Origin of the sequence: Hymenobacter amundsenii (genome assembly GCF_002204745.1) — a bacterium.
GTDB classification, from domain to species: Bacteria; Bacteroidota; Bacteroidia; order Cytophagales; family Hymenobacteraceae; genus Hymenobacter; species Hymenobacter amundsenii.
In genome coordinates this window covers 443,979-454,736 of the sequence record NZ_NIRR01000001.1, presented here as the reverse complement: position 1 = coordinate 454,736, position 10,758 = coordinate 443,979, and the positions used below count along the sequence as shown (strand labels likewise).

The following is a 10,758-nucleotide window of genomic DNA, read 5'->3' as shown; positions in this document are numbered from 1 at the left end:
GCCGGGTTGCCCGCTCATCAATGTAGCGGGCAACCCGGCGCCGTTAGGTTGGCTGTAGCGCTAAATTCTAGTCCGCAACTTGGATTAGCTAACGCATAATCTGCTTGGATTGACTTCTCAGAGCGACAGTGAGTTTGCTGGTAGCACCTTGCCCGTTACTTCTCCGAACCCAATGCGGACACCGTCCTTCTGGGCGAAGCCGCGCATAGTTACCCGGTCGCCGTCCTGCAAAAACTTGCGCTCCGAGCCGTCGGCCAGCGGCACGGGGCGGGTGCCGCGCCAGGATAGCTCCAGCATCGAGCCCAGCGAATCGGGCGTGGTTCCCGAAATAGTGCCCGAGGCGTAGAGGTCGCCTACCTGCTGGTTGCAGCCGTTGGAGGCGTGATGGGCCAGCTGTTGGGCCATGCTCCAGTACATGAGTCCGAAATTGGCGTGCGATACGGCCGTTTCAGGACCGCCCTCGGGCGCAATGGCAACTTCCAGGTTGATGTCGAAGTTGTGCTCCCCGGTCTGGCGCAGGTAGAGCAGCGGTTCGGGCTCCTGCACGGGTCCGGGAATGCGGAAGGGTTCCAGCGCATCGAGCGTAACCACCCAGGGCGACACGCTGCTGCCGAAACTCTTGCCCAGAAACGGCCCCAGCGGTACATACTCCCAGCTCTGAATGTCGCGGGCGCTCCAGTCGTTGAACAGCATCAGCCCAAAAATGTAGTCCTCGGCATTTTGCACGGGCACTGTGTCGCCGAGCTGTGTGGGGCGGCCCACCACGAAGGCCATTTCCAACTCAAAATCGAGTTGCTGGCTCGGGCCGAAGGTGGGCGCGGTGGCATCGGGAGCCTTGCGCTGGCCGTTGGGGCGGCGCAAATCGGTGCCGCTCACTACAATGGAGCTGGCCCGGCCGTGGTAGCCGATGGGAATGTGGCGCCAGTTGGGCAGTAGCGCGTTGTTGGGGTCGCGGAACATGGTGCCCACGTTGGTGGCATGCTCGATGCTGCTGTAAAAATCGGTGTAGTTATGGGGCTTCACGGGGCGCAGCATCTGCACTTCATCCTGGCGCAGCAGGCACTCGCGCATGGCCTCCTGCTGGTCGCGCAGGGCAGGGTTGTCGTGGCGGAGCAGCTCACTCACGCGCTGGCGCACGGCCCGCCAGGCCGGCCGGCCTAGGGCAATGAACTGGTTGAGGCTGCGGCGGCGGAATACCTTGGGCATCTTCTTGCCCAGCTCCAGGTCCTCGAAATACCCGAACTGGGCTACGGCGTACAAATCGAGCACGTACTCGCCGATGGCCACGCCCAGGCGCGGCCCGCGTTCCGCCGTCTCAAATACCCCAAACGGCAGGTTCTGAATGGGGAAGTCGCTTTCGGGGGCAATATCAATCCAGGAATGCAAGCTCGGGTCGTTCGGGTTGATCATACGGGTAGGAGGTAGGTGGATATCGGGGCAAAGGTAGAATAGCTGGCTGAATGAGGCAGATGGCAGGGTGGCACTGGGAAATTCCGTAAAGCTGCTACCTTGAGCCGTTGCTCCCGCACTGTAGTAGCTATCGTTGCGCGTGGGGTAATAGCGACATTAGGGATGCCGTTGGTTGTATTAACGTTGTTAAGGCAAAGGCAAGGGGGTATAAATAAAGCTGTTACAGGTGGTTTCTACTTGCCACCCATATTTCTTCATCTAAAATGACTTATTATGTCCGCATCATCTTTATTCTATTTGGTGGATGTTTCTAAACTTGACGGTTTAAAACGCAGTGCCGAAATAACTGTTAAGAAAGCTTTCTTCAGTAAAAATGTGGTAGATATATATTATGATTTTTTAGAAAATAATGCAGAAGGGTTAGAGGGATTTAACGGGTCAGGTTATGTTTACGGAAATTTGCTTGTTTTTTTGCAAGAAGAAAAGAACATTAACCTGCTGGAAAATAAATACGATATCACTGCAAAATATCTTGTTGATAAAAGGAGGAGTTCACATTTCTTGTTTTCTCACGAACAGAGAGTCGCATTTTTGAGTCAAATAAATCCTGATTATTTTTCATTAAGAGAATTGCAAAAGTTCAACCAGGATTTTTCAGGTGACTATGACGAGGAAACTGCGAGGATGAGTCTTAGCGCAATAAAAATATTGCATAGCAACTTAGCTAAAGTTGAAAATGAAAATAAAGTATTACTGCTGATAGTCGGATAAGATGCCGATTTGGACGGCTACCATTAGCCCGAGGGTCATGCCACCCGCAGCAGAGCCACCAGCCAGAATAACAAGTAGCGCCGAGCCACGGAGGTTGCGTGAGGGCTGAACCACAGCCCCAGCAGTAGCGTGAGCAGCGCCAGCAGCAGGAGCCATGCCCGGCGGCGGGTAGCAGAATCGGGTGGAAGCAACAAGGGAGTGGCGTGCAGAAGTCGGCTCCGATACCGGTTAGGAAGGCCGCATAAAGCTACTTAAACTTTGTAATACAAAGTACTTTTATAACTTGCCGGCCGAATCAAGCTCCGCTGGGCTACCCGAACGGTTGGGTGAGGCGGGGCGTTTGTCTGGTTGCTATGGAATACTTTGTGCCGCAAGGCTCCGTCGTGCGTACCATTTGGGGGAAGGCCGACACCATCCTGTTCATTTTCGCCGGGGCGGCGGCCGAGTTTGCCGTCAACAAAGCCGTGGACTGGCTCTACTTCACCGGCCGCCTGCCCGCCGACCCGCTAGCCCGTCTGTTCTCGACGGTGGAATACGCCCGCCAGATCGTGTTTGCCGAGCAAACGGCCGCCGAGCGGGCCATCGACACCATTGCCGCCATCCACGCGGGGGTGGAGGCCAAGCGCGGCCAGCGCATCCCCGCCTGGGCCTACCGCGACGTGCTGTTTATGCTCATCGACTACTCCATCCGCGCCTTCGAAACCCTTGAGCGCCCCCTGACCACCGCCGAAAAGCAGGAGGTAGTGGCAGTGTTCGGCCGCGTTGGCCAGCGCATGGGCATCCCGGAGGTGCCCTTGGCCTACGGGCCTTGGCAAACCGCCCGCCAGCAGCACATGGAGCACGACCTGGCCCCGAGCCGCTATACCACCGACCTCTACCAGCAATACCGCCGCCACCTCGGCCCCGTGCGCTACCGCCTGCTGCTGGCCGCCCAGGGCCTGGTGGTGCCGCCGCTGGTGAGCCAGCTGCTCCGGCTGGGCCAGGGCAGGGGGCTGCGCCTGCTGCTGCCGGTATACCGCCGCACCCAGCGCCTCGGCCTAAGCCAGTGGGCCCGCGAAGCCCTGCTGCCCACCGCCTATAAAGCTCAGATTCAGGCGCTGGATGTGGTGCCGGTAGTGGCTGCGTGACGGACGAAAAAACTGAATTGGCAAAATAGAATGAACGTGCTACCTTGAGCGGCTACTCCCTTATCAGGTACCCGCAACTTACAGTTGCGGGTACCGTGCTACTGTTGGTTCGCTTTACGCAACTCAGGTCTTGTGTAGTTGCGGGTATCGGGGTGTTGTGTGCTATTATAGAAACCCCGTAAACGATGAACATTTTCGGACTGAATAATAAGGTGAATCCCAACGACATTTATTTTTATCAACCTTCGAAAGCTACGGTGGATACTTCACAAATATTTGAAGTGACATATGAAGGCGATACACTAAGAGTTAAAAACGAAAATGTAAATTGTTTGTTTAGTAACTTAACAATTGATGCATTTCAAATAATTTATAACGATTTTATTCAGCACTTAAACCTGAACTTTTTGCCAATTATTATTGACAAAAATTTATATGAGTTAACCACTGACGAGCAAAAGTATTTAGTGCAGACAATAATAACAAGTTGGATTTACTATTATACAATCAACGATATGAGAATAAAAGTTAAGCGTTCTGACTTTGCTCATCCATATATGGTTAACTATCTACTTAGAGTGTTAGATAAAAAGTTTGGAATAGATACAAATGTTAGCCTAACAATAGGAGCCTCAATTTTAAGGCAAGATTTTAAAAAATACTGTAAGACCGTTGAAGGAAGACGTTGGTATTATAATCGATAAATTCACCTTGCAATATGTGCGACAAAAAAGCACACAACATCAATATTTGCAAAAGCAGGGCTTCAGAATAACGGCTGAACAATATATCTTTATTAAGTAAAAGAATAAGGGTTCAGCATTTGTACAATGAATGCCACTGCCTTCGCAAATACTTAAACGTCGTAACACGCAAACTCCCCAAAACCACAACGCCCCGCCCCAACCGGAAAACCGGTAGGAGCGGGGCGCTGCTTTTGGCACTCGGGAAATGAGTCTTATCGGACCTGGCCGGCGGGCTGCTCGCTCATGGGCGTGACATTCACGGCTTCCACGGACCGGATTTCGGGCACGGCCTTCTTCACCGATTCCTCCACGCCGGCTTTCAGCGTCATGGCCGACATGGGGCAGGTGCCGCAGGCGCCGAGTAGCTCCAGGCGCAACACCATATCGTCGGTGATTTCCAGCACCCGCACGTTGCCGCCGTCGGCGGCCAGGTAGGGCCGGATGCCGTCCAGGGCCTGCTCGACGCGGGGCAGGAGGGGGTGGGTTTCGGCAGTATCGGGGGCTACGTTCATGCTACGGTTTTCTCTGATTCGGCCTCGGACGGCGCGGCTTGGTGCAAATCGGGTCGCGGGCGGCAATAATATAAAGGTAGAACTTTCCGCCCGCGCAATCCTAAACCGAGCGGGGCAGGCAGAAGTTCAGGAGGCATTGGCCGGATGGTTACCGGTTCATTTCCACGATGTTGGTCTTGGGGGCCACGGCGTTGCGGATGCTGATCTGGCGGGCCACTTCCTCGGCCAACTGCCCGAATAGGATGGCGGCTGGCGTGTCTTGCTGCAGGATGGCGGGCGTGCCCTGGTCGCCGTTTTCGCGGATGGTTTGCACCAGCGGAATCTGGCCCAGCAGGGGTACTTCGTGCTTTTCGGCCAAGCCCTTGCCGCCGCCTTCGCCGAAGATAAAGTAGCGGTTATCGGGCAGCTCGGCGGGCGTAAACCAAGCCATGTTCTCGACGATGCCCAGCACCGGTACGTTGATCTGGGGCAACCGGAACATCTGGAGGCCCTTTTCGGCGTCGGCCAGCGCTACTTTCTGGGGCGTGGTCACGATGACGGCACCCGTCACGGGCACGGTCTGCACCATGGTCAGGTGGATGTCGGAGGTTCCGGGGGGCATGTCGAGCAGCAGGTAGTCCAGCTCGCCCCAATCCACTTCCGTGATGAACTGCTTGAGGGCCGACGACGCCATCGGGCCGCGCCAGACGATGGCCGATTCGGCGGGCGCCAGAAACCCGATGCTCATCAGCTTCACGCCGTGGGCCTCAATGGGCTGGATGCGGTTCTTGCCGTCCTCGCCCTGAAAGATGTGGGGCCGGGCGCTTTCCTGCCCGAACATGAGCGGTATGCTGGGGCCGGAGATATCGGCATCGATTAGGCCCACGCGGGCCCCGCTCTGGGCCAGCGCAATGGCTAGGTTGGCCGTAACGGTGCTTTTGCCCACGCCGCCCTTGCCCGAGGCCACGGCAATGATGTTCTTGACGCCGGGCAGAATGTCGCGGTTCTGGCGCATGGTCGTCACCCGCGAAGTCATCACAATGACTACCTGCGCGTCCTGGTCCACCATCGTATGGATGGCCCGCTCGCAGGCGTCGTGGATGAGCTGCTTGAGCGGGCAGGCGGGGGTGGTGAGCACGACGGTGAACGAGACAGTGTGGCCATCGATGGCCACGTCCTCAATCATGTTGAGCGTGACCAGGTCCTGGCCCAGATCGGGCTCCTCCACGTAGCTGAGGGCTTTGAGAACGGCTTCTTTGGTGATGGGGGCCATAGGTATTTGCAAGTAGGTAACGAAGTGCAAAGATAACCCGGAAACCGGGGCGGCGGTTGGTCCCGTGCGGAAAGCCGCGCCTGTGCAGTAAGTCTTACTATCTTTCCAGCCCCCTTTTCCCCTTTCTGTATTCCCTACGCGAATTTCTTATGTCCAACTATCTGGTGCGGGTTTTGGCAGGCCGCTGGTCCTGGTTGGTGCTGTCGGCTTTTCTGCTGACTGCCGCTCTTAACACTCACGCGCAGACAACCGCCCCAGCCGATACCGCCCTGCAACGCCTGGTGCGCCAGAACCAGTTTGCCCTGACGGCGCAAGGCCCCCAACTCAGCGGGCCGGGATGGGAGAAACTACGGCAGGACATCGGGCAAAGTACCTTCGTGCTCATTGGTGAAGACCACGGCATGGCCCAGATTCCGCAGTTAACGCAGGCGGTGGCCGCCGTGCTGAAGCCCCGGGTATTCGTGGCCGAAATCGACCAGTACCAAGCCCAGGACCTGAACCGCCTGGCAGCCCAGCCGGGGCTGCCCACGGCCTTCAGCAAGCAGCACCCGATGTCGCTTTCCTTTTATAGCTGGCAGGAGGAATTTGAGCTGGCCCAGGCGCTGCGGGCGCAGCAAACGGCCATTGTAGGCCTCGACCAGATGAACCTCTTTTCCTCGGGCCGGTTTTTGGAGATGCTGGCCGACCAGGTGAAAAGCAAATCCGTGCGGGCGGCACTACAGCGCCAGGCCGCGGCCAGCCAGGCCACCGATTACCGGGCCATGCAGACCAGGCTCGATAGCCTGAGCATGTACGCGCCGGCTGCCCGCTTGAATAAGCTGCGCGAACTGGTGCAGTCGGAAATGCCGCCCGCCCGGCAGATGGTGGAGGCGTATCTGGCCAGCGCCGACATTTACCGGGCCAGCAGCCAGGGCCAGCCGGGGTCGCACACTGCCCGCATCAACCTGATGAAGCGCAACCTGCTGACTGCCCTGCGCCCCTACGACCAGCCCGGCCAGCCGCTGCCCGCTACGCTGTTCAAGTTCGGGGCCTACCACCTGGGCCGGGGCCGAAGCATCTGGGGCGATATGTACGACATAGGTAACCTGGCCACGAGCTTGGCTGACGCCCACGACCAGAAAAGCCTGCATATCTTCATCATGGGCAAGCAGGGTACGCAGGCGGGCGGCTTCAACCCCGACGACTTCAGCAAGAACGTGCATCCGTATACTCACGCCGACGCCGGGATGGTGCTGCCCTTTATGGCCGCCACTCCGGCTGGCACCAGTTGGCAGGTGTTCGATGTGCGCCCCCTGCGCCAGGCGCTGCTGCGCAATAGGCTCAGCGTTAGCAATGCTAAGCTGGAAGCCACGATTCTGGGTTACGATTACGTGGTAATCATCCCCGAAACCACGGCCAGCCATAACTTTTAGCAGCAGCTTACGGAGAGGGCTAGAACTGCGGGTGCTACCTTTGCCTTCCTATGGCCCGCATCCCCAAAGAAACCGTCGACCAGATTATCCACCACGCCGATATTGTGGAGGTGGTGGGCGACTTCGTGAGCCTCAAGAAGAAGGGCCAGAATATGTGGGCCTGCTGCCCGTTCCACCACGAGAAGTCGCCGAGCTTTTCGGTGGCTCCGGCCAAGGGGCTGTATAAGTGCTTCGGCTGCGGCAAGGCCGGCGGGGTGGTGCAGTTCATCATGGACATTGAGGGCACCAGTTACGTCGAGGCCCTGAAATACCTGGCCAAAAAGTACGGTATCGACGTTCAGGAGGAAGAAAAAACCCCCGAGCAGCAGCTGGCCCAGAACGAAAAAGATTCCCAGTTCATCGTGTCCAACTGGGCCAAGGACCACTACCATCGCCTGCTGGAGCACGACGAGGAGGGCCAGAGCGTGGGCTGGAGCTACCTGCGCCAGCGCGGCCTCAACCAGACCACCATCAGCACCTTCGAGCTGGGCTACTCGCTCGACCAGTGGGATAACCTGCTCAAATCGGCTACGGCGGCGGGCTACGAGCAGAAATACCTGGAGAAAACCGGCCTCGTGGTGGTGCGCGAAGACGACAACGGCCAGGACACCGGCCGTCGCTACGACCGGTTCCGGGGCCGGGTGATGTTCCCGATTCATAACGTGAGCGGCCGCGTGATTGGCTTTGGCGCCCGTACGCTCAAGCCCCACGACAAAACGGCCAAGTACCTCAACTCGCCCGAATCGGAGATTTACCACAAATCCGACGTGCTCTACGGCCTCTACCAGGCCCGGCAGCCGATCCGCAGCGAGGAGCAGTGCTACTTAGTGGAAGGCTACCTCGACGTGCTGAGCCTGCACCAGGGCGGCATCAAGAACGTGGTGGCTACCTCGGGTACCTCGCTCACCGACGGGCAGATTCGCCTGCTCAAGCGCTACACCGACAACGTGACCGTGCTCTACGACGGCGACGCGGCCGGTATCCGGGCCTCGCTGCGGGGCATTGATATGCTGCTCGAAGGCGGCCTGAATGTACGGGTGGTGATGTTCCCCGACGGCGACGACCCCGACAGCTACATCCGCAAAGTCGGCGACCAGCGCTTCAAGGACCACCTGGAAACGGCTAGCCAGGACTTCATCCAGTTCAAGACTGACCTCGTGAGCCGCGAGGCCGCCCACGACCCGGTGAAGAAGGCCGAGGCCATCCGCGAGGTGCTGCAAAGCATCAGCAAAGTGCCCGACCCGATTAAGCGGCAGGTGTTTTTGCAGCAGACCTCTCAGGCTTTCGGTATCGACGAGCAGGTGCTCATCACGGAGTACAACAAGCTCGTGCGCAACGCCACCGGTAAAGCCGCCGGCGGCCAGAGCAACAGCGGGAGCGGCGGCCAGAGCGGTGGTGGGAGCGGGGCCAGCTTCCAGACCAACAACCGACAGCCAACAAGCAACAATCAACTCAGCCCCGAAGAAGAGGCCGAAGCTCTCATGTACGGCGCTTCGCCCGAGGATTTGGCCGGCGGCAGCGCGGCCCCGGCCCCGGACATGGAGCCCGTGCCCGACATACTGGAGCGGTGCGAGCGGGAGGTGGTGCGCTTGCTGCTGCTGTATTCGGCCCAGCCCCTGGCTCCCGACGTGAGCGTGGCCCAGTACCTGCTCGACCAGCTCGACGATACGACGTTCAAAACCGGCATCTACGCCGATATGCTGCACTTATGCCGCGAAGAGCTCAACCAGGGCCGCTGGCCCGAGGTACGCACGCTCATCCAGCACGGCCGGTCCGATATTAGGAGCGTGGTGGCCGAGCTGGCCACCGAGAAGTACGAGCTGAGCCCCAACTGGACCACCCACCAGATTTACGTGCCCCGGGAGCTCGACGTGCTCCAGCCGGCCTGCGACAACGCCATCCTGCGCCTCAACAAAGTGAACGTGGAGCGCGAGCTGGCCGTACGCCTCGAAGCCCTGCGCCACCCCACCGACGAGGCCGAAATGATGGAAAACCTGCAAACCATTCACCTGCTCAAGCAGATGGATAACCAGCTGGCCGGTATGCTCGGCACCGTGATTCCGCGCCTGAGTTTGTAGCGCGCTACACTCGTTCAGCGTTTGAGGCTAGTATTATTCAATGCTTTGCCATTGCGCCCATACATATCGTTCTTGCGGACCGGTTGCTTGCGCGCTCTGTGTCCCCACTCTCAAGGCTAACAGCTAGTAGCTGTCAGCTAACAGCTCAAAAAGTCAGCTTACCCTATGCCCCCGATCATCAAGCCCCCCCGGCCCGGCGTGTCGCACTATCTGCGCGACATCTGGCGACGCTTCAACCTGAGCCGCTTTGTGGGGGCGCTGGTGCTTACCGTAACGGGGCTGGCCGTGGGCATTGGCGGGTTTATGTGGATTGAGAAATTCTCGTTTCTCGATGCCTTTTACATGACCATGATTACCGTTTCGACGGTGGGTTACGGGGAACTGCACCCGTTGTCGCCGGAAGGGCGGCTGTTCGTGTCGGTTTACATCTTTTTCAATCTGCTGATCCTGGCTTACCTGTTGTCGGTGCTCACCACCTACATCTTCGACGGAGGCCTGCGCACCATGTTCGCCATGCTTAGAAACGACCAGGAAATCCGGGGCTACTCCGACCACGTGATTGTGTGCGGCTTCGGCCGCAACGGCCGCAAAGCCTACCTGGAGCTACGCGCCAGTGGGGCCCAGGTGGTAGTGGTGGAGCTGGATGAAGCCGTGCTCCAGGAAGACGTGGCCGACGAGGCGGCCCAGAACGAGAACATCTCGGTGGTGCGCGGCGACGCCACCCTCGACGACACGCTGCGGGCGGCCGGCGTCGAGCGGGCCCGGGCCCTGATTACGGCCCTGCCCAAGGATGCCGACAACGTGTTCGTGGCCCTCACGGCCCGCGAGCTGGCTCCCAACATCACCATCGTGGCCCGGGCTAGCCTCAAAAGCTCCGAAACCAAGCTCATCCGGGCCGGGGCCGATTCGGTCGTGATGCCCGACGAAATCGGGGGATCCCACATGGCCAACCTCATCATGCGCCCCGAAGTCATCCGGTTTCTCGACATGATTTCGGGGCTGGGGCCGCACCGGCTGCGCCTGGAGGAAATGCGCACCGAAGAGCTACGCGCTGAGTTGCAGGGCCGCAGTATCCGCGAGCTGGACGTGCGCTCCCGCACCGGCACCACCGTTATTGGCCTGCGCCACCAGTCGGGCGAGTTTACCATCAGCCCCTCCGCCGACATTATTCCCGGTCGCGGCGACGTATTTCTGTTTTTGGGCACTGAAGACCAGATTGTAAAACTGCTCGACCTGTTTCGGGGGTAGTGGTTTCAGTTGGTAGTAAGACCGTCATTCAGAGCGCAGCGAAGAATCTCGCGCGGGCCGTTGGAAGTCATTACAACGTCAGCATGCGAGATTTTTCGCTGCGCTCTGAATGACAGTCCTCCTACCAACTGCCAACTAGGGCACGGCCGCTTCTTTCGTAGCT

The 10,758-nt window shown here is 58.6% G+C and carries 10 protein-coding genes; 6 read left to right on the top strand and 4 right to left on the bottom strand.

The window, feature by feature from the left end:
- Positions 1-117 precede the first annotated feature (117 nt).
- A complete protein-coding gene (gene fahA / locus CDA63_RS02090; protein WP_088462777.1) occupies positions 118-1,410 on the bottom strand; it encodes a fumarylacetoacetase in 1,293 nt (430 codons plus the stop codon).
- 273 nt (positions 1,411-1,683) lie between these two features.
- Between fahA and CDA63_RS02085 the strand changes: the two genes are divergently transcribed.
- Entirely contained in the window at positions 1,684-2,181 is a 498-nt protein-coding gene (locus CDA63_RS02085) for a hypothetical protein (protein ID WP_088462776.1), read from the top strand.
- Between the two features lie 35 nt (positions 2,182-2,216).
- On the opposite strand, the gene CDA63_RS20735 is transcribed toward CDA63_RS02085, so the two are convergent.
- The gene (locus CDA63_RS20735) at positions 2,217-2,375 is read right to left on the bottom strand and encodes a hypothetical protein (protein WP_165768157.1); all 159 of its coding nucleotides are present in this window, start codon (positions 2,373-2,375) and stop codon (positions 2,217-2,219) included.
- Between the two features lie 159 nt (positions 2,376-2,534).
- Between CDA63_RS20735 and CDA63_RS02080 the strand changes: the two genes are divergently transcribed.
- Together CDA63_RS02080 and CDA63_RS20270 are read left to right on the top strand one after the other, a co-directional pair.
- Positions 2,535-3,308 (top strand): oxygenase MpaB family protein, encoded by a 774-nt coding sequence (locus tag CDA63_RS02080; RefSeq protein WP_088462775.1) that lies wholly within the window; start codon positions 2,535-2,537, stop codon positions 3,306-3,308.
- Positions 3,309-3,520: 212 nt separating this feature from the next.
- A complete protein-coding gene (locus tag CDA63_RS20270; RefSeq protein ID WP_206780447.1) occupies positions 3,521-4,012 on the top strand; it encodes a hypothetical protein in 492 nt (163 codons plus the stop codon).
- A 254-nt stretch (positions 4,013-4,266) separates the two neighbouring features.
- On the opposite strand, the gene CDA63_RS02075 is transcribed toward CDA63_RS20270, so the two are convergent.
- Both CDA63_RS02075 and CDA63_RS02070 read right to left on the bottom strand, forming a co-directional pair.
- Positions 4,267-4,566 carry a NifU family protein gene (locus CDA63_RS02075; RefSeq protein ID WP_088462774.1) on the bottom strand — a complete coding sequence of 100 codons (300 nt, stop codon included), beginning with the start codon at positions 4,564-4,566 and terminating at the stop codon, positions 4,267-4,269.
- Positions 4,567-4,714: 148 nt separating this feature from the next.
- The gene (locus tag CDA63_RS02070) at positions 4,715-5,818 is read right to left on the bottom strand and encodes an Mrp/NBP35 family ATP-binding protein (protein ID WP_088462773.1); all 1,104 of its coding nucleotides are present in this window, start codon (positions 5,816-5,818) and stop codon (positions 4,715-4,717) included.
- Between the two features lie 149 nt (positions 5,819-5,967).
- Here CDA63_RS02070 and CDA63_RS02065 point away from each other — a divergent pair, with 149 nt between their 5' ends.
- The 3 genes from CDA63_RS02065 to CDA63_RS02055 all read left to right on the top strand — a co-directional run bounded on the left by CDA63_RS02065 (position 5,968) and on the right by CDA63_RS02055 (position 10,595).
- Positions 5,968-7,230, top strand: a complete 1,263-nt coding sequence (locus CDA63_RS02065; RefSeq protein ID WP_088462772.1) for a hypothetical protein — start codon at positions 5,968-5,970, stop codon at positions 7,228-7,230.
- A gap of 50 nt (positions 7,231-7,280) precedes the next feature.
- Entirely contained in the window at positions 7,281-9,347 is a 2,067-nt protein-coding gene (gene dnaG / locus CDA63_RS02060; protein ID WP_088462771.1) for a DNA primase, read from the top strand.
- Positions 9,348-9,512: 165 nt separating this feature from the next.
- On the top strand, positions 9,513-10,595 hold the full coding sequence (locus CDA63_RS02055; RefSeq protein ID WP_088462770.1) for a potassium channel family protein: 1,083 nt from the start codon (positions 9,513-9,515) through the stop codon (positions 10,593-10,595).
- Positions 10,596-10,758 lie beyond the last annotated feature (163 nt).